We start from the raw sequence: 24,492 nt of genomic DNA on the forward strand, positions 1-24,492 counted from the left end.
AGCCGCACGGCGGGAGCCGCATCCGCCCGTCGGTAGACTCGACTCTCGTGTCCGATGCACCCGAGATCACCCCCGAGGCCGTCGCGGCCGCCGTCGACGCGGCGCTGGCCGCGATCGACGCCGCCGCCGATACCGCCGAGCTGAAAGCCGTCCGCGCCGCCCACTCCGGCGAGGGCTCGGCTCTCGCGCGGCTGAACGCCCGCCTGCGGGATGTGGCGCCCGAGAACAAGGCCGCCTTCGGGAAGCTCGTGGGGCAGGCGCGCGGACGCGTGAACCAGGCCATCGCCGCGCGCGAGGCCGCGCTGGCGGAAGCGGAGACCGCCGCGAAGCTGGAATCCGAGCGCATCGACATCACGGCGCTGCCCCAGCGCGCGCGTGTGGGGGCGCGGCATCCGCTCACGCTGCTTCAGGACCACGTCGGCGACATCTTCGTCGGCATGGGATGGGAGATCGCGGAGGGTCCCGAGCTCGAGCACGAGTGGTACAACTTCGACGCGCTCAACCTGGACGCCGACCACCCCGCGCGTCAGATGCAGGACACCTTCTACGTCGACCCCGTCGCTCGTCACCTGCTGCTGCGCACCCAGACGAGCCCCGTGCAGATGCGCACGATGCTCACGCGCGACCTCCCGATCTACATCGTCTCGCCGGGGCGGGTCTTCCGCACCGACGAGTTCGACGCCACCCACCTGCCGGTCTTCAGCCAGTTCGAGGGCCTCGTCGTGGACAAGGGCATCACGATGGCCCACCTGCGCGGGACGCTCGATCACGTCGCGCAGCAGCTGTTCGGCGAGGAGGCGCGCACCCGCATGCGCGCGAACTACTTCCCCTTCACCGAGCCGTCGGCGGAGTTCGACCTGTGGCACCCCACGTTCAAGGGCGGCGCGCGATGGATCGAATGGGGCGGCTGCGGCATGGTCAACCCCAACGTCCTGCGCGCGGCCGGGATCGACCCGGAGGTGTACTCCGGGTTCGCCTTCGGCATGGGCTTCGAGCGGACGCTGATGTTCCGCTCGGATGTGCAGGACATGCGCGACATGGCCGAGGGCGATGTCCGCTTCAGCGAGCAGTTCGGAATGGTGGTCTGATGCGCGTCCCGATCTCTTGGCTGCGCGAGTACGTCGATGTGCCGGCGGATGCCACGGCCGACGACATCCTCGCCTCCCTCGTCTCCGTCGGCTTCGAGGAGGAGGACGTCCACGGCTTCGAGCTGACCGGTCCCATCGTGGTGGGACAGGTCGTGGACTTCGTCGAGGAGCCGCAGTCCAACGGCAAGACGATCCGCTGGTGCCGGGTCGACGTCGGCGAGGGCAACGGGGGTGTGCGCGGCATCGTGTGCGGCGCGCGCAACTTCCTCGCCGGTGACAAGGTCGTCGTGACCCTCCCCGGCGCCGTGCTCCCCGGGCCCTTCCCCATCGCGGCGCGCAAGACGTACGGGCACGTCTCCGACGGCATGATCGCGTCCGCCAGGGAGCTCGGGCTCGGCGACGAGCACTCCGGCATCCTCCGTCTGGCCGAGCTCGGCCTCGACCCGGAGGTGGGCACCGACGCGATCGCCCTGCTGGGGCTGGACGACATCGCCGTCGAGATCAACGTCACGCCCGACCGCGGTTACGCGCTGAGTCTGCGCGGCGTCGCACGGGAGTACTCCCACGCCACCGGCGCGGCGTTCCGCGACCCGGGCGACCGGGCCTTCGAAGAGCTGGAGCAGCCCACCGGCGGCTTCCCCGTCGCCGTCGTGGACGAAAGGCCCATCCGCGGGCGCGTGGGGGCGAGTGAATTCGTCGCACGCATCGTGCGCGACGTCGACCCCGCCCGGCCCACGCCGCCGTGGATGGTCGCGCGCCTGACCCTCGCCGGCATCCGGCCGCTGGGCATCCTGATCGACATCACGAACTACGTCATGCTCGAGCTCGGCAACCCCATCCACGGGTACGACCTCGACACGCTCACCGGCGGCATCACGGTGCGCCGCGCGCACGAGGGCGAGAAGCTCACGACGCTCGACGGCAAGGAGCGCGCGCTCAGCGTCGAAGACCTCCTCATCACCGACGAGTCCGGACCCATCGGCCTCGCCGGGGTCATGGGCGGCGGCACGACGGAGATGACGGACGCCACCCGCAACGTGCTGATCGAGGCGGCGATCTTCGACCCCGTCACGATCGCCCGGACCGCGCGGCGCCACAAGCTGCCCTCCGAGGCGTCGCGGCGCTTCGAGCGCGGTGTCGACCCGCTGATCCCCTTCGTCGCCGCCCGACGCGTGGCCGATCTCATGGTCGAGCACGCCGGCGGGGCGCTGGACACCGAGATCGGCGGCGCGCTGTTCACGGAGATCTTCGTCGAGGCCGTCGAGCTGCCCAAGGCGTTCGTCCCCGGCCTCATCGGCGTGGACTACACCGAGGCGGAGATCACCGGCGCCCTGGAGAAGATCGGCTGCGAGGTGACCGAGGACGCCGGTGAGGCGTGGACGGTCATCCCGCCGTCGTGGCGCCCCGACCTCACCGACAAGTGGACGCTCGCCGAGGAGGTCGCCCGCATCAGCGGGTACGACCGCATCCCCTCGACCCTGCCGATCCCGCCCTCCGGGCGCGGGTTCACGCCCGCCCAGCAGGGGCGGCGCCGCGTCGCCAACGCGCTCGCGGCCGCGGGGTACGTCGAGACGCTCTCGTTCGGCTTCACCACCGAGCAGCAGAACGACCTGCACGGATCCGCGACCGGCGCGCACGTGCCGAGCATCAAGCTCGCCAACCCGCTCGACGGCCAGGCGCCGTTCCTGCGCCGCTCGCTGATCCCCGGGCTCCTCCAGGTCGCCCACCGCAACGTCTCGCGCGGCTTCACCGACCTCTCGCTGTTCGAAGCAGGCATCGTCGTCGTCCCCGAGGCGGGCGTGACGTACGGCACCGAGACGGTGCCGGCTCCCGCCGTCCGTCCGGATGCGGCGACGCTCGGAGCGCTGGATGCGGCCATCCCGCCGCAGCCGCGCCACATCGCGGTGCTCGTCACCGGCAACCGCGTCGCCAAGCAGCCGGGGCAGGACGCCGAGCCGTTCGACGTCGCCGACGTCCTGGACGCCGTGCGCACGATCGCCGCGGCCGCTGGGGTGGAGATCTCCGTGACCCAGGGCGAGCGCGCGGCGCTGCATCCCGGCCGCACGGGGATCCTCACCGTCGGCGACGTCGAGGTCGGCTACGCGGGGGAGGTGCTGCCGGCCGTGGCCGCGGCCGCCGATCTGCCCGGCCGCGTCGCGGTGGCCGAGCTGAACCTGGACGCCCTGCTGGAGCGGGCCGCTGACCGCGTCGTGGCCGCGTCCTTGTCGGGGTATCCCGCCGCGACGCAGGACGTGTCACTGGTCGTGGGCGCCGACGTGCCGGCAGCCGACGTGCGCGCCGCGCTGGTGGACGGGGCCGGCGACCTGCTGGAGTCATTGCGTCTGGTCGATGACTACCGCGGGGCGGGTGTGCCGGAGGGGCGGAAGAGCCTCACCTTCGCGCTGCGGTTCCGCGCCCCCGACCGCACGCTCACCGCCGCGGAGGCCACGGAGGCGAAGCTGGCCGGCGTGGCCGCGGCGGCCGAGCGATTCGGGGCAGCCATCCGCGACTGACGCGTCAGCGCGAGGGCCAGTGCCACGGCGGGCGGTCCAGTGCACCCTGGCCGGAGATCCGGGTGCCGCCGCGGCCCGGCTCCAGGCGGTGCAGCAGTGCGCCGGCGGCTTCCAGGGCGTCCGCGAGCGGCTCGGCGTGCGTGACCACGAGCACCTGGGTGGTCTCGGATGCGGCGGCGATCAGGTCGGCCAGCGGATGCAGCAGGTCGGGGTGCAGGCTCGCCTCCGGCTCGTTGAGCACGATCAGTGGCGGCGGCTCGGGGGCCAGGAGCGCGACGGCGAGCAGCAGGTAGCGCAGGGTGCCGTCCGAGAGCTCTTCGCCCGAGAGCGGACGCAGAAGGCCGGGCTGGCGCCACATCAGGCGGAAGCGCCCGTCCTCGGCGCCGATCTCCACGCGGCTTCCGGGGAAGGCGCGGTCCACCTCGTCGTCCAGGCGCGCGCCCGTGCCGGATTCACGCACGGTCTGCCACGCCGCGGCGATATCGGCCCCGTCATCGGCCAGCCGGCGCGTGCGCGTCCCGACCTGAGGGCGACGCGCCGGTGCCTCCGCGTCGACGCGGAAATGGTCGTAGAAGCGCCATTGGGACAGCTGACGGCGCAGGGCGAGCAGCTCGGGCGCCGCTTCGCCGTCGGCGAGATCCGTCACGACGCTCTCGTAGGACGCGAGGTGCTGGTCCAGCGTGCGCCAGGCGTCTTCGCGCACGCGCGTGACGGCGCGCAGCCGGTCCACGAGGAGGGTGGCGGGTTTGGCGACGGCGCCGGAGAACACCTGCTCGCGTTTGATCTCCGGGTCGCGCACGAACATGCTGGACCGCTCGGCCTGCGGCAGTCCCAGATCCACGAGGTACCCGAAGTCCTCGGACGCGAATCCCAGCAGCACCGCCACCGGGCCCCGGCGTCGTGTGCCCTCGTCCCCCTCGCCGCCCTCGGGCCCCGCCCACATGAGCGAGGACAGCCCGCCTTCCCGCGCCACGGCCGCCACGAGGTCGCCGGCGGCGACGGTGGACAGCAGCCGCAGGGCCCGGTACAGGTTCGACTTGCCCGACCCGTTGGGCCCGGTCACGACCGTGAGGCGCTGGAGGGGGATCACCACTTCGCGCAGCGAGCGGTATCCGGCGACGGCGAGGGAGGTCAGCACAGCTCCATCCTGGCCGAACCCTCCGACCCCGCCGGGCCGCCGCATTCGGCGCCGGCCGGCCCGGCGGGCGAATTTGCAGACCGGGCGGGGGCGGGACTAAGGTCGCCCCATGCTTTCCGCCGGCTTCGCCCCGCTCCCGCTCAGCGGGGGCGCTGTGCGCGTGCGCCGCGACGGCCGCCGACTCTAGGCGACCCCGGAACGCGTCTGCGGCCGGGTGTCGCCGTCACCGGCCCCCTCGTCCCAGACTTAAGGTTGAAGTCATGCCCTATTCGGTCGCCGTCTCCGGCGCATCCGGCTACGCCGGCGGTGAGGTGCTGCGACTGCTCGCCGAGCACCCCGACGTCCAGATCCGCACGGTCACCGCGCACACCAGCGCCGGCCGCCCGCTGATCGAGCACCAGCCGCACCTGCGCTCGCTCGCCGGTCTCACCCTGCGCGAGACCACTCCCGAGGTCCTCGCCGGCCACGACATCGTCGTGCTGGCACTGCCGCACGGCCAATCGGCGCAGTACACCGAGGCGCTCGCCGAGGTGCCCCTCGTTATCGACGCCGGCGCGGATCACCGCCTGACCGACAGCGCGGACTGGGACCGCTTCTACGGCGGAGCCCACTCGGAGGCGTGGACCTACGGCGTGCCCGAACTCCCCGTCGCCGGCGGCAAGCAGCGCGAGGCGCTCGTCGGCGCGAAGCGGATCGCCGCTCCCGGGTGCAACGCCTCCACGGTGTCGCTGAGCGTCGCTCCCGGTGTCGCCGCCGGCGTCATCGACGCCGCCGACATCGTCAGCGTCCTCGCGGTAGGCCCCAGCGGCGCCGGCAAGAGCCTGAAGACGAACCTCCTGGCCGCCGAGATCCTCGGATCGGCCAACCCGTACGCGGTGGGCGGGACGCACCGGCACATACCCGAGATCCGCCAGGCGCTCGTGGCGGCAGGGGCGGATGCCGCGGGAGTGCGCGTCTCGTTCACGCCCGTGCTCGTGCCCATGGCCCGCGGGATCCTCGCCACGACGTCGGCGCCGATCGCGCCGGGGGTCACGGACGCGCAGATCCGCGACGCGTGGGAGGCCGCCTATGACGGCGAGCCGTTCGTGCACGTCCTCCCGGCCGGGGACTTCCCGCGCACGGCCGATGTGATCGGCGCGAACACGGCGCTCATGGGGCTCGCGGTGGACCGCGACGCCAACCGGGTCGTCGTGGTGACCGCCGTGGACAACCTCGTCAAGGGCACGGCGGGAGCCGCCGTGCAGTCGATGAACATCGCGCTCGGACTCCCCGAGACGCGCGGACTGAGCGTGAACGGAGTGGCACCGTGAGCGTCACCGCACCGGCCGGATTCGAAGCTGCCGGCGTGACCGTCGGACTGAAATCCAGCGGCAAGCCCGACGTCGCCGTGGTCGTGAACCGCGGCCCGCTCAAGGTGGGGGCCGCGGTGTTCACCTCCAACCGGGCCAAGGCGAACCCCATCCTGTGGTCCGAGCAGGCCGTCGCGGACGGCGTCGTCGAGGCGATCGTGCTCAATTCCGGTGGGGCGAACTGCTTCACCGGCTCGTTCGGGTTCCAGACCACGCATCAGACCGCAGAGAAGGCCGCCGCGCTCCTCGGCGTGGGCGCGGGCGACGTCCTGGTCTGCTCCACCGGGCTCATCGGCACGGGGGACGAGGTCTTCCGCAGCAAGGTGCTCCAGGGCGTCGAGGAGGGCGTCGCAGCGCTGTCGGAGACCGGGGGAGAGGCTGCGTCGCTGGCGATCATGACCACCGACTCCCGCCCCAAACGCGTCGTGCACAGCGGGAGCGGGTGGACCATCGGCGGCATGGCCAAGGGTGCGGGGATGCTGGCGCCGGGCCTGGCCACGATGCTCGTGGTGCTCACCACCGACGCCGTGCTGGATTCCGCCGAGGCCGACGCGGCGCTGCGGCACGCGACCCGTGTGAGCTTCGACCGCCTCGACTCGGACGGCTGTATGTCCACTAACGACCAGGTGAGCCTGCTCGTCAGCGGAGCCAGCGGCATCCGCCCCGAGACGGAAGCATTCCGGGACGCGCTCGCCGCGGTGTGCCTGGATCTGGCCGAGCAGCTGCAGTCCGACGCCGAGGGCGCCAGCCACGACATCCGCATCGAGGTGAGGGGCGCCGCCTCCGAGGACGAGGCAGTCGTCGTCGGCCGCTCCGTCGCCCGCAACAACCTCTTCAAAGCCGCGATCTTCGGCAACGACCCCAACTGGGGCCGGGTGCTCGCCGCGATCGGCACGACGACGGCCCGGTTCGACCCGTACGACGTGGACGTGTGGATGAACGGCGTCCGCGTGTGCACCGCGGGGGGCCCCGACCGCCCCCGTGAGGACGTCGATCTGACGCCGCGGGCCACCCACGTCGTGATCGACCTGAAAGCCGGCGAGGCGACCGCCGTCATCTTGACCAACGACCTCACGCACGAGTACGTCCACGAGAACAGCGCCTATTCGTCATGACCGGAATCGACCTGCAGGACACCGACCCGACCACCGCGAGCGCGCGGGCAGCGACCCTCGTCGAGTCGCTGCCGTGGCTGCGGCGCTTCCGCGACCAGATCATCGTGATCAAGTACGGCGGCAACGCCATGGTCAGCGACGAGCTGCAGGACGCCTTCGCCGCCGACATCGCCTACCTGCGCTACGTCGGCGTTCTGCCGGTGGTCGTGCACGGCGGCGGACCCCAGATCTCCTCGATGCTGGATCGCCTCGCCATCCCGAGCGAGTTCAAGGGCGGATACCGCGTCACCTCCACGGAGGCCATCAGCGTCGTGCGCATGGTGCTGACCGGTCAGATCAACCCGCAGCTGGTGGCGAAGGTCAACGCGCACGGCCCGCTGGCCATGGGGCTCAGCGGTGAGGACGCGGGGCTCTTCGGCGGCCGGCGCCGCGGGGTCGTCGTCGACGGCGTCGAGCACGACCTCGGCCGCGTGGGCGACGTCGTGTCGGTGGATCCCCAGCCCGTGCTCGATCATCTGGCCGCCGGTCGGATCCCGATCGTCTCCAGCATCGCGCCGGATCTGGATCACCCCGGCCATTCCCTCAACGTCAACGCGGATGCCGCCGCCGCGGCCCTGGCCGTCGCTCTGGGCGCCCAGAAGCTCGTCGTCCTCACCGATGTCGCCGGGCTCTATGCCGACTGGCCCAACCGCGAATCGCTCGTGTCCCACCTCACCTCGACGGAGCTGCGCGCGATGATGCCGCGGCTGGAGTCGGGGATGATCCCCAAGATGCAGGCGTGCCTGGATGCAGTGGACGGCGGCGTCCCCACCGCGGCCATCATCGACGGGAGGGTGCCGCATTCGGTGCTCGTGGAACTGTTCACCAGCAAGGGGATCGGAACGGAGGTCGTCGCATGAGCGATGCACCAGTGCTGTCCGGTGATGACAGCGCGGCATGGCAGGAGGACGCCGGACGCGACCTCATCCGCAGCTTCGGCGAGCGGATGGCGCTGTTCGTGCGCGGCGAGGGCGCCTACGTGTGGGACGGTGAGGGGCGACGCCATCTCGACTTCCTCGCCGGGATCGCCGTCGACGCCCTCGGCCACGCCCACCCCGCCTTCGTCGAGGCGGTCTCGCGGCAGGCGGCGACCCTCGCGCACGTGTCCAACTACTTCGCCACGCCCCCGCAGCTCGCGCTCGCCGCGCGGCTCAAGCGCCTCGCCGGCACCGGCCCGAGCGGCCGGGTCTACTTCGGCAACTCCGGTGCGGAGGCCAACGAGGCGGCCTTCAAGCTCGCCCGCCTGCACGGCGGCGCCGACCGCACCCGCATCCTGACCCTGCACGGCGGATTCCACGGCCGCACGATGGGCACTCTCGCCATGACGGCCAAGCCGGCGCTGCAGGCCGACTTCCTGCCGATGGTGCCCGGCGTCGAGCACATCGACGCGACCGTGGCGGCACTGGAGGAGGCCATGGACGACCGGGTCGCCGCGCTCGTGGTCGAGCCGATCCAGGGCGAGGCCGGGGTCGTCGAGCTGCCCGAGGGATACCTCCAGGCCGCACGGGAACTCACCGCCCGCTACGGCGCGCTGCTCATCGTCGACGAGATCCAGACCGGCGCGGGACGCACGGGGGAGTGGTTCGCCTTCCAGCACACGGGGATCACGCCCGATGCGATCACCGTCGCCAAGGGCATCGGCGGCGGGTTCCCCATCGGGGCGCTCATCACCTTCGGCGCCGCGAGCGAGCTGTTCTACCCCGGCACCCACGGCTCGACCTTCGGCGGCAATGCGCTGGGCACTGCCGTCGCGGGGGCCGTGCTGGCCGAGATCGAGGACGCGGGCCTGCTCGAGAACGCCCGCCGTCGCGGCGAGCAGCTGCGCGCGGAGATCTCCGCGATCGGCTCGCCGCTGGTGGCCGGCGTCCGCGGCCAGGGCCTCCTCCTCGGCGTCGCGCTGGCGCATCCCGTCGCCAAGGCTGTCGTCGCGGCCGCTCAGGAGCACGGCCTGATCATCAACGCACCCAACGACCTCACGATCCGGCTGGTGCCGCCGCTGACCATCGGCGATGCCGAGATCGAGGAGTTCGTCGAGTTGTTCACCGCGTCTTTGGCCACGGTCGCCTCGTCGCTGCTGCTGGAGGATGCCGCCACCGCGGCGAAGGGAGTGCCCGCGTGACCCGTCACCTGCTGCGCGATGACGATCTGAGCCCCGCCGAACAGGCGGAGATCCTCGATCTCGCGATCGAGCTGAAGAAGGACCGCTGGAGTCACAAGCCGCTCGCGGGGCCCCAGACCGTCGCGGTCATCTTCGACAAGTCCTCCACGCGCACGCGCGTGTCGTTCGCGGTCGGGATCGCCGATCTCGGCGGGTCGCCGCTGATCATCTCCACCGCCAACAGCCAGCTCGGCGGCAAGGAGACCCCCTCCGACACCGCCCGGGTGCTGGAGCGGCAGGTCGCCGCGATCGTGTGGCGCACCTACGCCCAGGCGGGGCTGGAGGAGATGGCGGCGGGCACGACCGTGCCGGTCGTCAACGCGCTGAGCGATGACTTCCACCCGTGTCAGCTGCTCGCCGACCTCCTGACCATCCGGGAGCACAAGGGCGACCTCGCCGGACTGACGCTGTCGTTCTTCGGCGACGGGCGCAGCAACATGGCGCATTCGTACGTGCTGGCCGGGGCGACCGCGGGCATGCACGTGCGGGTGGCGTCGCCCGACGCGTACGCGCCGCGGGAGGACGTGCTCTCCGATGCCGACGAGATCGCCGCACGGACGGGCGGCTCGGTGACGCTGTACACCGACGCGAACGAGGCGGCCGCGGGTGCGGACGTCGTCGTCACCGACACGTGGGTGTCGATGGGCAAGGAGGAGGAGAAGCTCGCGCGACTGCGGGACCTCGGCGCCTACAAGGTGACCACCGAGACGATGGCCATCGCGCGCCCCGACGCGATCTTCATCCACTGCCTCCCGGCCGACCGTGGCTTCGAGGTCGACGCCGAGGTGATCGACGGGCCCCAGAGCGTCGTGTGGGACGAGGCCGAGAACAGGCTCCACGCCCAGAAGGCGCTCCTGGTGTGGCTGCTGCGGCAGGACTGACCGGCTGGGTCCGTTCGCGGTGGCGTCGGTTCGACGCCCCGCCCCGTCTGGCGGGCATCGACCTTGCCCGCGGGCTCGCGGTGATCGGGATGATCGCCGCCCACCTCCTCGTGATCGACGCGTTCGATCCTGGCGATCCGGCGACCTGGATCGACATCGCCAACGGCCGCTCCTCCATCCTGTTCGCCACCCTGGCCGGCGTCTCCATCGCCCTCGTCACGGGCGGGCAGCACCCCCTGCGCGGCCCCCGCCGCGCCCGGGCCTCGGCGCGCATCGCGCTGCGCGCCCTGCTGCTGTGGGCCCTGGGGCTGATGCTGGTGGCCACGGGCGTCCCGGTCTATGTCATCCTGCCCGCGTACGCGATCCTGTTCCTGCTGTCGCTGCCGTTCCTGGGCCTCCCGCCTCGCGCGCTGTTCCTGCTGGCCGCGGTGGTGGGTGTCGTGATGCCCTTCTTGCAGGCGCTGTGGGACGCCTCGCCGTTCTGGTCCACCCCTGACGGTCTGACCGTGGCGGCGCTGGTCGGCTGGCACTACCCGTTCCCGGTGTGGATCGCCTTCCTGCTGGCGGGAATGGGGATCGGCCGCACCGACCTGCGCTCGCCGCGGACCGCCGCCCTGCTGCTGGCGGCGGGATCGGCTGTGGCCGCCGTCGGCTACGGGCTGGACGCCGCGAGCGGCTCGGGCGTCGTGGCGGAGGGCTCGTCGATCCTCGGGGCGGTGTGGACCGCGCGCGCCCACTCCAGCGGAGTGCTCGAAGTCGTCGGCTCGGGCGGGTTCGCCATCGCGGTGATCGGACTGTGCCTGCTGGTGTGCGCCACGCCCGTGCGCTGGGTCGTGGTCCCGCTGCGGGCGGTGGGGTCGATGCCGCTGACGGCGTACGTCGCCCAGCTGGCGGCGTGGGCCGTGGTGGCCGCATCCGTTCTGGGCACTCCGAGCGATCTGTCCGGGTTCCGCGCGCTGCAGCCCTTCTGGCCTCTGACGCTGGCGCTGGTCGTCGCGTGCACCGCGTGGGCGCTGCTGATCGGCCGCGGACCCCTCGAAGCGGGCATCGCGCGCCTGAGCACGTGGGCCGTGCGCGAGCCGGCCCGGCCGGCCGGCGTCGGTAGGCTGGAGGGATGAGCGATCAGACGGGTTCGGGTACGAACGAGGGCGCACTGTGGGGCGCACGGTTCGCGGGCGGACCGTCGCCGGAGCTGGCGGCGCTGAGCCGCTCCACCCACTTCGACTGGGACCTCGCGCTCTACGACATCGCCGGATCCCACGCGCACGCGCGCGCTCTCGAGGCGGCCGGGTACCTGACGTCCGATGAGGCCAGGGCGATGCACGCGGGCCTGGACGCCCTTGCCGCCCGTGTCAGCGAGGGGACCCTGCGTGCCGCGCCTGAGGACGAGGACGTCCACGGTGCGCTGGAGAACGCGCTCATCGCCGAGGTCGGTCCCGCCCTCGGCGGGAAGCTCCGCGCCGGCCGCAGCCGCAACGACCAGATCGCCACGCTCGTCCGGCTCTACCTGCTCGATCACGGTCGCACGATCGCGCGCGAGGTCCTGCGCCTCATCGACGCGATCGTGGCACAGGCCGACGCGCACGCGGATGCGGTGATGCCCGGCCGCACCCACCTCCAGCACGCCCAGCCGGTGCTGCTGGCCCATCATCTGCAGGCGTACGGGTGGACCCTCCTGCGGGGGCTCGAGCGCCTCCGCGACTGGTCGGTGCGAGCGTCGGTGTCGCCCTACGGCGGCGGCGCGCTCGCCGGATCCTCGCTGGGGCTGGATCCCGAGCTCGTCGCGCGCGAGCTGGGGCTGGCGCGTCCGGCGGAGAACTCCCTGGACGGCACCGCATCCCGTGACGTCGTGGCGGAGTTCGCGTTCGTCACCGCCATGATCGCGGTCGATCTCTCGCGCTTCGCCGAGGACGTGATCATCTGGAACACCCGGGAATTCGGCTTCGTCACCCTCGACGACGCGTATTCGACCGGCTCGAGCATCATGCCGCAGAAGAAGAACCCCGACATCGCCGAGCTCGCCCGCGGCAAGGCGGGCCGGCTGATCGGCAACCTCACCGGACTGCTGGCGACCCTCAAGGGTCTGCCCCTGGCATACAACCGCGACCTCCAGGAGGACAAGGAGCCGGTCTTCGACAGCGTCCGCACCCTGGAGCTGGTGCTTCCCGCCTTCGCCGGGATGATCGCCACGCTGCGCTTCGACACCGCCCGCATGGCCGAGCTCGCCCCGGAGGGGTTCTCCCTCGCGACGGACGTGGCTGACTGGCTCGTGCGTCGGGGCGTGCCCTTCCGTGACGCGCACGAGATCTCCGGCTCCCTCGTGCGCGCGTGTGAGGCGCGCGGCATCGGCCTGGAGGAGGCGCCCGACGAGCTGCTCGCCGAGGTGTCGCCCGCGCTCACGCCCGAGGTGCGCGACGTGCTCACGGTCGCCGGTTCCGTCGCCAGCCGTTCGGGGGCCGGCGGCACGGCACCGGAGCGCGTGAGCGAGCAGCGGCGCGAACTGGTGGTGCGCGCCCAGGCCGTGGCGCACGCCCTGGGCCTCTGATAAGTCGAGGACTGATATTTTCGAATAATCAGCGGTATGCTTATGCAATGTCCACCGTGGTCATCGCCGACATCGTCGGCTCCCGTCGCCTGAGCGACCGGGCCGCCGCGCAGATCGCGCTCGAGGAGACGATCGCGCGCGTGGAGGGCGAGCAGCCGTTCGCCGAGCGGGCCCTGACGCCGACAGTAGGCGATGAGCTCCAGGGCGTATACCCCGACCTGACGGCCGCGCTGAAGGCGCTCCTGCTGCTGCAGCTCGCGCTCCCCGACGGTCTCGAGTGCCGCTTCGGGATCGGTCTCGGCGACATCGAGCCCCTCCCCTCCACCGCCGACGAACTCACCGACGGGCCCGGATGGTGGGCCGCACGCGCCGCGATCGAGCGGGTCCACGCCCTGCAGCAGCGCGCCGCGCCGAGCGCGCGCACATGGGTCGATGTCGCCGAGGGGGCGGACAATGACGATGTGCGCTCCCGTGTCGCCTTCGCCAACGCCTACCTGCTCGCCCGGGACCAGCTCGTGGGCGCCATGAGCGAGCGCACGCGACGACTCGTGTACGGGCGCTGCATCGGGCGCACCCAGCGCGCGCTCGCCGAAGCGGAGGGGATCACGCAGTCCGCCGTGTCCCAGGCGCTCGCCGGAGCCGGGGCCGGGGCGATCCTCGAGGGCTTCGCGATCCTCACCGACGGGAGCAGGCCATGATCGTCGCCGGGCTCGTCCTGCTCGCCATCGGGGGCGTCGACCTGCTCCGGCAGTTCCTCCCCGGCCGGCGGCGGGTGATCGCGTACGTCATCGCCGCCGTCGTGCTGCTCGTGGGTGCCTCGGCGGTGGACGCCGTCCCCGCCGCGATCGGAGCAGCCCTCGCCGCGGCGTTGTGGGTCGCACTCGTCGCGCCGGACGGCGCCCGCCGGTCCGGCATGTGGGCGGCGGCCGTCCTCGCCGTCGTGTGCGCCGGCGCGGTGCTCGCGCTCGGCCCGCGCGGGCAGGCCGGACCGCTCGGGGAGGCGTGGCAACCGGTGGCGCCCTTCGGCCCGGTCTCGGTGGACACGATCGTCGCGGTGGCCGGTGCGACGCTGTTCCTTCTGGAGTCGGGCAACATCATCGTGCGCTCGGCGCTCCGGCAGGAGGCGGTGGTCGTGCCCACCGGCTCGGGCCTGAAGGGCGGTCGGCTCATCGGGCCGCTCGAACGCGTGCTCGTCTTCGCCCTGACCCTTGCCGGCGCGTACACGCTGTTGGCCGCCGTCCTCGCCGCGAAGGGGATCGTGCGCTTCCCCGAGATCTCCCGCGACGGCGAGTCCGGCGACCGGGCGGAGTACTTCCTGGTCGGGAGCCTCGCGAGCTGGGCGTGCGCGCTCGCCGCGGCGGCGCTCGTGTGGTGGGGCGCCGCCCCGCTGATAACCTGAAGCGCGTGCCCAGCTCCTCCACCGACAGCGCCGTGAGCGCGCTCGCTCCCGCCAACGACCCGACGTTCCACAACGTGTGGGACGAACTGGTGTGGCGCGGTCTCGTGCACGTGTCCACGGATGCCGAGTCGCTGCGCGATCTGCTGGGTGGACCCCCGATCGTCTTCTACTGCGGCTTCGATCCGACCGCCCCGAGCCTGCACCTGGGCAACCTCGTCCAGCTGCTCACGATGCGGCGCCTGCAGCTCGCCGGGCACCGCCCGCTCGGCCTCGTCGGGGGCTCGACCGGTCTGATCGGCGACCCGCGCCCCTCCGCGGAGCGCACGCTGAACACGAAGGAGACCGTCTCGGAGTGGGTCGGGTCGCTGCGGACCCAGGTCGAGCGGTTCCTCAGCTTCGAGGGGGACAGTGCCGCGCGCATCGTCAACAACCTCGACTGGACCGCGCCGATGAGCGCGATCGACTTCCTGCGCGAGATCGGCAAGCACTACCGCGTCGGCACGATGCTGAAGAAGGACGCCGTCGCGGCGCGGCTGAACTCCGAGGCCGGCATCAGCTACACCGAGTTCAGCTACCAGATCCTGCAGGGCCTGGACTACCTCGAGCTCTTCCGCGCCTACGGCTGCGTGCTGCAGACCGGCGGCAGCGATCAGTGGGGAAACCTCACCAGCGGGGTCGACCTGATCCACCGGGTCGAGGGCGCCTCCGTTCATGCCCTCGGCACGCCGCTCATGACGAACGCGGACGGATCGAAGTTCGGCAAGAGCGAGGGCAACGCGATCTGGCTGGATCCGCAGATGTGCAGCCCGTACGCGTTCTACCAGTTCTGGCTCAACACCCTCGACGCCGACGTCATCACGCGACTGAAGGTCTTCACGTTCCTCACGCAAGAGGAGATCGCCGAGTACGAGCGGCTCGTCCAGGACGAACCCTTCCGCCGGGCCGCGCAGCGGCGCCTCGCGAGGGAGGTCACCGTCTTCGTCCACGGCGAGCACGCGGCAGCGGCCGTTGCCGCGGCATCCGACGCCCTCTTCGGGCAGGGCGATCTCGCGACTCTGGATGCCGCCACGCTCCGCAGCGCGCTGGAGGAGCTGCCGCACGCACGCGTGGCGCGGGGGACAACCGTCGTGGAAGCGCTGCAGGCCACGGGCCTGGTCGCCAGCGCCAGTGAGGCGCGACGCGCGATCGGACAGGGCGGCGTGTCGCTGGACGGTGCGCGGGTCACGGCCGAGGACGCGGTCGTGGCGGGGACCCTCCCCGGGGGCGTGTCGGTGCTGCGACGGGGCAAGAAGACCCTCGCCGGCGTGTTCCTGGACTGACCCCGCCCGATGCCACTCACGCCCAGCCACGCCGTCGTGGCGCTGGCGTTCGTGCGCACCCCGCTGGTTCCCGCTGCGGTCGCCGTCGGGGCGATGACTCCCGACCTGCCCCTGTTCGTCCGGGTCGGAGTCCCCGGCTACGGAGTGACCCACGATCTCACGTGGCTGCCGGGAACCGTCGCGCTCGCCCTCGTCCTGCTGCTGATCTGGCGGATGCTGCTGCGCCCTGCGGTGCAGGAGCTGACCCCGCGCCCGATCGCCGCACGGCTGCCGCGGAGCTGGGACGGCTCGGCGGCGTCCGGTCTGCGGGAGACCCTGGGCCTCGGCGCGCGCGGCGTGTCGTGGCCGGCGCTCGGGCTCGTCGTGCTCTCGCTCGCGCTCGGCGTCCTCACCCACGTCGGGTGGGACCTGTTCACGCATGCCGGCCGCGGGGGAGTGGACCTCCTGCCCATCCTGGCCGAACGGTGGGGGCCGCTTCCCGGGTACACCTGGCTGCAGCACGGTTCCAGCATCCTGGGCCTGGGGATCCTCGCGGTGTGGTCGCTCGTGTGGATGTCGCGCCGGCGGCCGGAGCCGGTCGAGCGCATCCTGCCCGCGGTGGTGCGCATGGGGTGGTGGGTGTCGCTGCCGGCCGTGCTGATCGGCACGTGGCTCGTCGCGCTGGCGGCGCTGGGGCCCCTGGATGCCGACTTCACGGCCGCGCACCTGGCGTACCGCGTGCTTCCGCCCGCGTGTGCGGTGTGGGGCCTGGCCACCGCCGCCCTCTGCGCCGTTGTCATCGGCCTGCGCCGCGCCGCGCACCCGCGCTGACCCGTGGCGCACGCGGCGGCGAGGTCCCGCGGAAACACGCGCGACACGCCAGGGATGCACGCGATTTGCCGAGTCCGTGGATCCCGCGTAATGTCTTACTTGTTCGCCCCACAGGGGAGAGCGGAGAGGCCGGAAGGCCCCGCTTCCTCTCAAGCGGAGAACCACCCCCAAAACCTCGCACTCACTTGAGTGTGACGACCTTCGGGTCTAGGATTGGGGTTCCCCCCACCGCGAGGCTCGCCATCGAGGTTTCGGTTCCGTTCGGAACGCACGAAGCGTCGGCGACGGCCTGTTGGTGTGGGGGTAAGATAGAGCAGTTGCCCTGCGGGCGAGGCTGGAAGGCTGAGTAGCAGGAGCATCCGATCCTTGAGAACTCAACAGCGTGCACTTGTCAAATGCCAAAAAACCTCGCGGTCAGCTTTGCTGGCCGGTGAGATTCTTTTGAGATTAAACGGATATGTCAGTAATGGCATCCGATCGTCAGATCAAGCTCGCTCGGGTTGACCTATTCCGGTCTTCTCGCAGCAAAATTCTTTTACGGAGAGTTTGATCCTGGCTCAGGATGAACGCTGGCGGCGTGCTTAACACATGCAAGTCGAACGGTGAAGGAGAGCTTGCTCTCTGGATCAGTGGCGAACGGGTGAGTAACACGTGAGCAACCTGCCCCGGACTCTGGGATAACAGTTGGAAACAGCTGCTAATACCGGATACGAGCTGCGATCGCATGGTCAGCAGCTGGAAAGATTTTTCGGTCTGGGATGGGCTCGCGGCCTATCAGCTAGTTGGTGAGGTAATGGCTCACCAAGGCGTCGACGGGTAGCCGGCCTGAGAGGGTGACCGGCCACACTGGGACTGAGACACGGCCCAGACTCCTACGGGAGGCAGCAGTGGGGAATATTGCACAATGGGCGAAAGCCTGATGCAGCAACGCCGCGTGAGGGATGACGGCCTTCGGGTTGTAAACCTCTTTTAGCAGGGAAGAAGCGAAAGTGACGGTACCTGCAGAAAAAGCGCCGGCTAACTACGTGCCAGCAGCCGCGGTAATACGTAGGGCGCAAGCGTTATCCGGAATTATTGGGCGTAAAGAGCTCGTAGGCGGTTTGTCGCGTCTGCTGTGAAAACCCGAGGCTCAACCTCGGGCCTGCAGTGGGTACGGGCAGACTAGAGTGCGGTAGGGGAGATTGGAATTCCTGGTGTAGCGGTGGAATGCGCAGATATCAGGAGGAACACCGATGGCGAAGGCAGATCTCTGGGCCGTAACTGACGCTGAGGAGCGAAAGGGTGGGGAGCAAACAGGCTTAGATACCCTGGTAGTCCACCCCGTAAACGTTGGGAACTAGTTGTGGGGGCCATTCCACGGTCTCCGTGACGCAGCTAACGCATTAAGTTCCCCGCCTGGGGAGTACGGCCGCAAGGCTAAAACTCAAAGGAATTGACGGGGACCCGCACAAGCGGCGGAGCATGCGGATTAATTCGATGCAACGCGAAGAACCTTACCAAGGCTTGACATATACGAGAACGCCGTAGAAATACGGAACTCTTTGGACACTCGTAAACAGGTGGTGCATGGTTGTCGTCAGCTCGTGTCGTGAGATGTTGGGTTAAGTCCCGCAACGAGCGCAACCCTCGTTCTATGTTGCCAGCACGTAATGGTGGGAACTCATGGGATACTGCCGGGGTCAACTCGGAGGAAGGTGGGGATGACGTCAAATCATCATGCCCCTTATGTCTTGGGCTTCACGCATGCTACAATGGCCGGTACAAAGGGCTGCAATACCGTAAGGTGGAGCGAATCCCAAAAAGCCGGTCCCAGTTCGGATTGAGGTCTGCAACTCGACCTCATGAAGTCGGAGTCGCTAGTAATCGCAGATCAGCAACGCTGCGGTGAATACGTTCCCGGGTCTTGTACACACCGCCCGTCAAGTCATGAAAGTCGGTAACACCTGAAGCCGGTGGCCCAACCCTTGTGGAGGGAGCTGTCGAAGGTGGGATCGGTAATTAGGACTAAGTCGTAACAAGGTAGCCGTACCGGAAGGTGCGGCTGGATCACCTCCTTTCTAAGGAGCATCTGGCACTCTTCGGGGTGTCCAGGCGCCAGATCAGAACGAATGTTTCTGCTGGTAGCTCATGGGTGGAACATTTGAGAAGGTGCCGATCGGGTCTCCCGGTTCTGAGTACGTCACTTCGGTGGCTGGAAAGGAGCCTGGTGGTCTGCCGGCACATGCACGCTGTTGGGTCCTGAGGGACCGGGTGCGACCCTTTCGGGGGTCGTGGCTGAACCTCTGGACCTTTTTCTGTTGCCGCGGTTGCGGTGGCGGGGGAGGGTACCGCCCGTACTTTGAGAACTACACAGTGGACGCGAGCATCTTTGAACTGACTTCGGTCAGTTCTCATAGATGATCTTAAAGATCATTAGTCAATTTCGAGCCGGACTTTGTCCGGACCGATTCTTGATAAAACTCATGTGATTTCAAGTCTTTAAGAGCAAACGGTGGATGCCTTGGCATCTGGAGCCGAAGAAGGACGTAGCAATCTGCGATAAGCCTCGGGGAGTGGATAAGCACACTTCGATCCGAGGATTTCCGAATGGGGAAACCCCGCTGGGCGGCGTGCCGACCCAGTGACTCCCGCCTGAATATATAGGGCGGGTAGAGGGAACGTGGGGAAGTGAAACATCTCAGTACCCACAGGAAGAGAAAGCAACCGCGATTCCGTTAGTAGTGGCGAGCGAAACCGGAACAGGCTAAACCGAGTACGTGTGATATCCGGCAGGAGTTGCGTATTCGGGGTTGTGGGACTTTTCAGACAGTTCTGCCGATCTGTCGGCGTTACAAGAAGGTATAGACGAACGGTCTTGAAAGGCCGGTCATAGAGGGTGCGAACCCCGTAGTCGAAATGCCTCTCTTGACGCGAAGAGTATCCCAAGTAGCACGGGGCCCGAGAAATCCCGTGTGAATCTGTCAGGACCACCTGATAAGCCTAAATACTCCCAGATGACCGATAGCGGACAAGTACCGTGAGGGAAAGGTGAAAAGTACCCCGGGAGGGGAGTGAAATAGTACCTGAAACCGTTTGCTTACAAACCGTTGGAGCAGCCTTAGCAGCTGTGACAGCGTGCCTTTTGAAGAATGAGCCTGCGAGTTAGCGATACGTGGCGAGGTTAACCCGAGTGGGGTAGCCGTAGCGAAAGCGAGTCTGAATAGGGCGATTCAGTCGCGTGTCCTAGACCCGAAGCGAAGTGATCTATCCATGGCCAGGTTGAAGCGACGGTAAGACGTCGTGGAGGACCGAACCCACTTAGGTTGAAAACTGAGGGGATGAGCTGTGGATAGGGGTGAAAGGCCAATCAAACTTCGTGATAGCTGGTTCTCTCCGAAATGCATTTAGGTGCAGCGTTGCGTGTTTCTTGCCGGAGGTAGAGCTACTGGATGGCCGATGGGCCCCAAAAGGTTACTGACGTCAGCCAAACTCCGAATGCCGGTAAGTGAGAGCGCAGCAGTGAGACTGTGGGGGATAAGCTTCATAGTCGAGAGGGAAACAACCCAGACCACCAACTAAGGTCCCTAAGCGCGTGCTAAGTGGGAAAGGATGTGGAGTTGCTTAGACAACCAGGAGGTTGGCTTAGAAGCAGCCACCCTTGAAAGAGTGCGTAATAGCTCACTGGTCAAGTGATTCCGCGCCGACAATGTAACGGGGCTCAAGCACGCCACCGAAGTTGTGGCATTGACATTATTGGTAGGCCTTCGTGGTCCAGCCGTGTTGATGGGTAGGAGAGCGTCGTGTGGCCAGCGAAGCGGCGGTGTGAACCAGCCGTGGAGGCCACACGAGTGAGAATGCAGGCATGAGTAGCGAAAGACATGTGAGAAACATGTCCTCCGAAAGACCAAGGGTTCCAGGGTCAAGCTAATCTTCCCTGGGTAAGTCGGGACCTAAGGCGAGGCCGACAGGCGTAGTCGATGGACAACGGGTTGATATTCCCGTACCGGCGAAGAACCGCCCAAGCTAATCCAGTGGTGCTAAGAGTCCTAACCAGGAATGGATGGATCCCTTCGGGGTGAAGCCGTCTTGGCGAACGCTCGACCCCATGCTGGTGCGGTTAGCGTATTAACAGGTGTGACGCAGGAAGGTAGCCCAAGCCAGGCGATGGTTGTCCTGGTGCAAGTGCGTAGGCCGAACGGTAGGCAAATCCGCCGTTCATACAGGCTGAGACACGATGCGGATGAAAAGTGGGTGATCCTATGCTGCCAAGAAAAGCATCGACGCGAGGTTCTAGCTGCCCGTACCCCAAACCGACTCAGGTGGTCAGGTAGAGAATACCAAGGAGATCGAGAGAATCGTGGTTAAGGAACTCGGCAAAATGCCCCCGTAACTTCGGGAGAAGGGGGGCCTTCGGCGTATTAGGACTTGCTCCGAAAGCGTTTGGAGGCCGCAGAGACTAGTGGGTAGCGACTGTTTACTAAAAACACAGGTCCGTGCCAAGTCGCAAGACGATGTATACGGACTGACGCCTGCCCGGTGCTGGAAGGTTAAGAGGACCGGTTAGCCGCAAGGCGAAGCTGAGAATTTAAGCCCCAGTAAACGGCGGTGGTAACTATAACCATCCTAAGGTAGCGAAATTCCTTGTCGGGTAAGTTCCGACCTGCACGAATGGCGTAACGACTTCCCAACTGTCTCAACCGCGAACTCGGCGAAATTGCATTACGAGTAAAGATGCTCGTTACGCGCAGCAGGACGGAAAGACCCCGTGACCTTTACTACAGCTTGGTATTGGTGTTCGGTGTGGCTTGTGTAGGATAGGTGGGAGACTGTGAAGCATGGACGCCAGTTCATGTGGAGTCATTGTTGAAATACCACTCTGGTCACTCTGGATATCTAACTTAGAACCGTAATCCGGTTCAGGGACAGTGCCTGGTGGGTAGTTTAACTGGGGCGGTTGCCTCCCAAAAAGTAACGGAGGCGCCCAAAGGTTCCCTCAACCTGGTTGGCAATCAGGTGGCGAGTGTAAGTGCACAAGGGAGCTTGACTGTGAGACTGACAGGTCGAGCAGGGACGAAAGTCGGGACTAGTGATCCGGCAGTGGCTTGTGGAAGCGCTGTCGCTCAACGGATAAAAGGTACCTCGGGGATAACAGGCTGATCTTGCCCAAGAGTCCATATCGACGGCATGGTTTGGCACCTCGATGTCGGCTCGTCGCATCCTGGGGCTGGAGTAGGTCCCAAGGGTTGGGCTGTTCGCCCATTAAAGCGGTACGCGAGCTGGGTTTAGAACGTCGTGAGACAGTTCGGTCCCTATCCGCTGCGCGCGTAGGAAGTTTGAGAGGATCTGACCCTAGTACGAGAGGACCGGGTTGGACGAACCTCTGGTGTGTCAGTTGTTCCGCCAGGAGCACCGCTGATTAGCTACGTTCGGGATGGATAACCGCTGAAAGCATCTAAGCGGGAAGCCGGCCTCAAGATGAGACTTCCATGCCTTCGGGCGAGAGGCTCCCAGCCAGACTACTGGGTTGATAGGCCGGATGTGGAAGCGTGGCAACACGTGAAGCTGACCGGTACTAATAAGCCGATGACTTGATAACACACCGTTTTTGGTGCTTGCGTCCACTGAGTGGTTCCCGATGTACGGTCGGGAACAAAACACAACATAGACATACGTTTGTGTACGACTGAAACATCAATAGTGTTTCGGCGGCCATAGCGTGAGGGAAACGCCCGGTTACATTCCGAACCCGGAAGCTAAGCCTCACAGCGCCGATGGTACTGCAGGGGGGACCCTGTGGGAGAGTAGGACACCGCCGGACTTCTTCCGAGAAATGGCCACCCAACGCTGGGTGGCCATTTCGCGTTTACAGACCTTTTTCGGGTGACGAGTAGGAGTGACCAGTGGCGACGGACGATCGCGACGAACGCGACGATCGCAAAGCGCGCGACGCGCGTGGCCGCGGCGACGACCGAGGATCCCAGGGCCGTTCGCGCCCGCGTCAGGATGGTCCGCGCTCGTCGGATCGCACCGGTGGCGAGCGACGCCCCCGCCCGTCGGGCGAGCGGCCGAATCGTGCGTCCGGCGATCGTCCGTATCGCCCCTCGGGGGAGCGGCCGAATCGTGCTTCCGGTGATCGTCCGTTCCGCCCCGCCGGGGAGCGGCCGAATCGCGGGTCCGGTGATCGTCCGTTCCGCCCCGCCGGGGAGCGGCCCAACCGCGGCTCGAGTGATCGTCCGTTCCGCCCCTCGGGCGAGGGCGACCGGCGGCGCGACTTCGGTGCCAGCCGCACACCCGCACCGCGCCGCGGCGAAGCACCGCGCCGCGGTGACGACCGGCGGCCGCCCCGGCCGATCCCGACCAGTGACGACCGTCGCGCGCGCGTGGCCGAGCCGCCGCTGCCCGAGGAGATCACGGCGCGCGATCTGGCGGCGCCGGCCCGCAACGAGCTGAAGACGCTGAGCAAGGAGAACGCCGAGCACGTCGCCCGCCACCTCGCGATGGCCGCCCGGCTCATCGACGAGGACCCGGCGCTGGCCCACCAGCACGCCCTCGCCGCCACCCGTCGCGCCGGTCGCGTCGCGGTGGTGCGGGAGACCGCGGCCATCACCGCGTACGCGGTCGGTGACTTCGCCCTGGCGCTCCGGGAACTGCGCACCTACCGCCGCATCTCCGGTCGCGATGACCAGCTGCCGCTGATCGTCGACAGCGAACGGGGAGTGGGGCGCCCGGATCGCGCCCTCGAGGTCGGCCGCTCGGTCGACCGCTCGACCCTGCCGGTGCCGGTGCGCGTGCAGCTGGCGATCGCGATGTCGGGCGCGCGCCTGGACCTCGGGCAGCCCGACCAGGCGCTGCGCGAACTCGACATCCCCGAACTCGATCCCGACCGCGCGTTCGAGTGGAGCCCCGGCCTGTTCGCCGCGCGCGCGACCGTCCTGGAAGAACTCGGCCGCGACGAGGAGGCGGCCCAGTGGTACGCCCGCGCTCAGATCGCCGAGGACGCGCTGGACGCGGCCACCGGCGTCGCCGACCGTGAAGTGATCGTCGTCGAAGACGTCGACGAGGACGACGACGGCGGTGAGCCGGCTGCGGAGGATGCCGGGGAGCAGGGACGGTGATCGGGCGCCGTAAGCCGGCGCTGGGCGACGCACCCCTGGCCGGAGTGGACGTGGTCCTCGCCGACCTCGACGGCGTCGTGTACGCCGGCCCGGGCGCCATCCCGCACGCCGTGGAGAGCCTCAACCGTGCCGCACGGGAAGGCCGCCGGCTCGGCTACATCACCAACAACGCCTCACGCACCGACGCGGCCGTCGCCGCCCATCTGACCGAGCTGGGGCTCACCGTGCGCCCCGACGAAGTCGTCACGAGCCCGCAGGCGGCGATGCGCCTCCTGCGGGGCATCGTGCCGCCTCCGGCGACGATCCTCGTCGTGGGCGGCGAGGGTCTGGTCGTGGAGGTGGAGAAGGCCGGGTACACCGTCACGCGCAGCGCCGACGATGCCCCGGCCGCCGTCGTGCAGGGCTTCGCGCCCGAGGTCGGCTGGATGCAGCTGGCCGAGGCCGCGTACGCGCTGCAGACTCCGGAGAGCGAAGGCGGGATCCCCTGGATCGCCACCAACACCGACTGGACGATCCCGCAGGCGCGGGGGGTCGCACCGGGTAACGGCACGCTCGTGTCGGCCGTGCACACCGCCGTGGGGCGCCTGGCCACGGTCGCCGGCAAGCCCGAGACGCCGATCTTCGCCGAGGCGGTGGCTCGCTTCGGAGCGAGCGCGCCGCTGTTCATCGGAGACCGGCTCGACACCGACATCCAGGGGGCCTCGCGCGCGGGTATCCGCTCCGCCCTCGTGCTCACCGGCATCGACCGCCCCAAGCACCTCCTGGCCGCCCCGCCCGACGCGCGTCCGGACTTCATCGTCAGCGACCTGCGCGAACTGTTCGAGCCGTACCCCGAGACGGTGGTCCGAGGCGAGCGCACCACCGTCGGTCGCTCGGTCGTGGAGATCGACGGCCCCGACTTGCGCGTCGTGGACGAAGGCGACCGCCACATCGACCTCGTGCGCGCCGCGGCGGCGGCGGTGTGGTCGTCCGGACGCGCGATCTTCGGGTTCCGTGTGCCCGAAGGCGTGTATGCCGACCCGTTCTGGCGCGTGTAGGTCGTTA

Annotated in this window: 16 protein-coding genes and 3 rRNA genes; 18 read left to right on the top strand and 1 reads right to left on the bottom strand. The window is 68.4% G+C overall.

Going from position 1 to position 24,492, the window contains the following annotated elements; all coding sequences use genetic code 11:
- Nucleotides 1-47: 47 nt before the first annotated feature.
- On the top strand, nucleotides 48-1,088 hold the full coding sequence (gene pheS, locus E4K62_RS06315) for a phenylalanine--tRNA ligase subunit alpha (protein ID WP_135065025.1): 1,041 nt from the start codon (nucleotides 48-50) through the stop codon (nucleotides 1,086-1,088).
- Entirely contained in the window at nucleotides 1,088-3,601 is a 2,514-nt protein-coding gene (gene pheT, locus E4K62_RS06320) for a phenylalanine--tRNA ligase subunit beta (RefSeq protein ID WP_135065028.1), read from the top strand. The genes pheS and pheT overlap by 1 nt, the downstream gene beginning before the upstream one ends.
- 4 nt (nucleotides 3,602-3,605) lie before the next feature.
- Here the strand turns inward: pheT and E4K62_RS06325 are convergent, their stop codons facing one another.
- Nucleotides 3,606-4,739, bottom strand: a complete 1,134-nt coding sequence (locus tag E4K62_RS06325) for an AAA family ATPase (protein WP_135065031.1) — start codon at nucleotides 4,737-4,739, stop codon at nucleotides 3,606-3,608.
- A gap of 260 nt (nucleotides 4,740-4,999) precedes the next feature.
- Between E4K62_RS06325 and argC the strand changes: the two genes are divergently transcribed.
- From argC to E4K62_RS06405, 16 genes are all read left to right on the top strand, one after another.
- The gene (argC, locus tag E4K62_RS06330; protein WP_135065035.1) at nucleotides 5,000-6,049 is read left to right on the top strand and encodes an N-acetyl-gamma-glutamyl-phosphate reductase; all 1,050 of its coding nucleotides are present in this window, start codon (nucleotides 5,000-5,002) and stop codon (nucleotides 6,047-6,049) included.
- Nucleotides 6,046-7,203, top strand: a complete 1,158-nt coding sequence (gene argJ / locus E4K62_RS06335; RefSeq protein ID WP_135065039.1) for a bifunctional glutamate N-acetyltransferase/amino-acid acetyltransferase ArgJ — start codon at nucleotides 6,046-6,048, stop codon at nucleotides 7,201-7,203. The genes argC and argJ overlap by 4 nt, the downstream gene beginning before the upstream one ends.
- Nucleotides 7,200-8,102 (top strand): acetylglutamate kinase, encoded by a 903-nt coding sequence (gene argB / locus E4K62_RS06340; RefSeq protein ID WP_135065042.1) that lies wholly within the window; start codon nucleotides 7,200-7,202, stop codon nucleotides 8,100-8,102. The genes argJ and argB overlap by 4 nt, the downstream gene beginning before the upstream one ends.
- The gene (locus tag E4K62_RS06345; RefSeq protein ID WP_135065045.1) at nucleotides 8,099-9,361 is read left to right on the top strand and encodes an acetylornithine transaminase; all 1,263 of its coding nucleotides are present in this window, start codon (nucleotides 8,099-8,101) and stop codon (nucleotides 9,359-9,361) included. Before argB ends, E4K62_RS06345 begins: the two co-directional genes overlap by 4 nt.
- A complete protein-coding gene (argF, locus tag E4K62_RS06350) occupies nucleotides 9,358-10,281 on the top strand; it encodes an ornithine carbamoyltransferase (protein WP_135065048.1) in 924 nt (307 codons plus the stop codon). The genes E4K62_RS06345 and argF overlap by 4 nt, the downstream gene beginning before the upstream one ends.
- Complete coding sequence (locus tag E4K62_RS06355) at nucleotides 10,260-11,399, top strand: heparan-alpha-glucosaminide N-acetyltransferase domain-containing protein (RefSeq protein ID WP_240742836.1); 1,140 nt, start codon at nucleotides 10,260-10,262, stop codon at nucleotides 11,397-11,399. Before argF ends, E4K62_RS06355 begins: the two co-directional genes overlap by 22 nt.
- Complete coding sequence (argH, locus tag E4K62_RS06360; protein WP_135065051.1) at nucleotides 11,396-12,826, top strand: argininosuccinate lyase; 1,431 nt, start codon at nucleotides 11,396-11,398, stop codon at nucleotides 12,824-12,826. The genes E4K62_RS06355 and argH overlap by 4 nt, the downstream gene beginning before the upstream one ends.
- A gap of 47 nt (nucleotides 12,827-12,873) precedes the next feature.
- The gene (locus E4K62_RS06365) at nucleotides 12,874-13,524 is read left to right on the top strand and encodes a SatD family protein (protein ID WP_135065054.1); all 651 of its coding nucleotides are present in this window, start codon (nucleotides 12,874-12,876) and stop codon (nucleotides 13,522-13,524) included.
- Nucleotides 13,521-14,225, top strand: coding sequence for a hypothetical protein (locus E4K62_RS06370; protein ID WP_135065057.1), 705 nt, complete (start codon nucleotides 13,521-13,523; stop codon nucleotides 14,223-14,225). Before E4K62_RS06365 ends, E4K62_RS06370 begins: the two co-directional genes overlap by 4 nt.
- A gap of 5 nt (nucleotides 14,226-14,230) precedes the next feature.
- Nucleotides 14,231-15,544, top strand: coding sequence for a tyrosine--tRNA ligase (gene tyrS / locus E4K62_RS06375; protein WP_135065060.1), 1,314 nt, complete (start codon nucleotides 14,231-14,233; stop codon nucleotides 15,542-15,544).
- A gap of 9 nt (nucleotides 15,545-15,553) precedes the next feature.
- Nucleotides 15,554-16,354, top strand: coding sequence for a DUF4184 family protein (locus tag E4K62_RS06380; protein ID WP_135065063.1), 801 nt, complete (start codon nucleotides 15,554-15,556; stop codon nucleotides 16,352-16,354).
- 534 nt (nucleotides 16,355-16,888) lie between these two features.
- A 16S ribosomal RNA gene (locus tag E4K62_RS06385) occupies nucleotides 16,889-18,411 on the top strand.
- Nucleotides 18,412-18,822: 411 nt separating this feature from the next.
- Nucleotides 18,823-21,929, top strand: a 23S ribosomal RNA gene (locus tag E4K62_RS06390).
- A gap of 105 nt (nucleotides 21,930-22,034) precedes the next feature.
- Nucleotides 22,035-22,151 (top strand): 5S ribosomal RNA (gene rrf, locus E4K62_RS06395).
- The 16S, 23S and 5S rRNA genes sit together here, the layout of an rRNA operon.
- Nucleotides 22,152-22,713: 562 nt before the next feature.
- Entirely contained in the window at nucleotides 22,714-23,448 is a 735-nt protein-coding gene (locus E4K62_RS06400) for a tetratricopeptide repeat protein (RefSeq protein ID WP_240742837.1), read from the top strand.
- A complete protein-coding gene (locus E4K62_RS06405) occupies nucleotides 23,445-24,485 on the top strand; it encodes an HAD-IIA family hydrolase (RefSeq protein WP_135065067.1) in 1,041 nt (346 codons plus the stop codon). The genes E4K62_RS06400 and E4K62_RS06405 overlap by 4 nt, the downstream gene beginning before the upstream one ends.
- Nucleotides 24,486-24,492 lie beyond the last annotated feature (7 nt).

Origin of the sequence: Microbacterium wangchenii (genome assembly GCF_004564355.1) — a bacterium.
In the GTDB taxonomy this organism is placed as follows: Bacteria; Actinomycetota; Actinomycetes; order Actinomycetales; family Microbacteriaceae; genus Microbacterium; species Microbacterium wangchenii.

Coding starts and splice junctions, on each gene's coding strand:
- E4K62_RS06345 (WP_135065045.1), top strand. CDS start 8,099: ATGAGCGATGCACCAGTGCTGTCCGGTGATGACAGCGCGGCATGGCAG.
- argH (WP_135065051.1), top strand. CDS start 11,396: ATGAGCGATCAGACGGGTTCGGGTACGAACGAGGGCGCACTGTGGGGC.
- argB (WP_135065042.1), top strand. CDS start 7,200: ATGACCGGAATCGACCTGCAGGACACCGACCCGACCACCGCGAGCGCG.
- argC (WP_135065035.1), top strand. CDS start 5,000: ATGCCCTATTCGGTCGCCGTCTCCGGCGCATCCGGCTACGCCGGCGGT.
- E4K62_RS06370 (WP_135065057.1), top strand. CDS start 13,521: ATGATCGTCGCCGGGCTCGTCCTGCTCGCCATCGGGGGCGTCGACCTG.
- E4K62_RS06365 (WP_135065054.1), top strand. CDS start 12,874: ATGTCCACCGTGGTCATCGCCGACATCGTCGGCTCCCGTCGCCTGAGC.
- E4K62_RS06380 (WP_135065063.1), top strand. CDS start 15,554: ATGCCACTCACGCCCAGCCACGCCGTCGTGGCGCTGGCGTTCGTGCGC.
- pheT (WP_135065028.1), top strand. CDS start 1,088: ATGCGCGTCCCGATCTCTTGGCTGCGCGAGTACGTCGATGTGCCGGCG.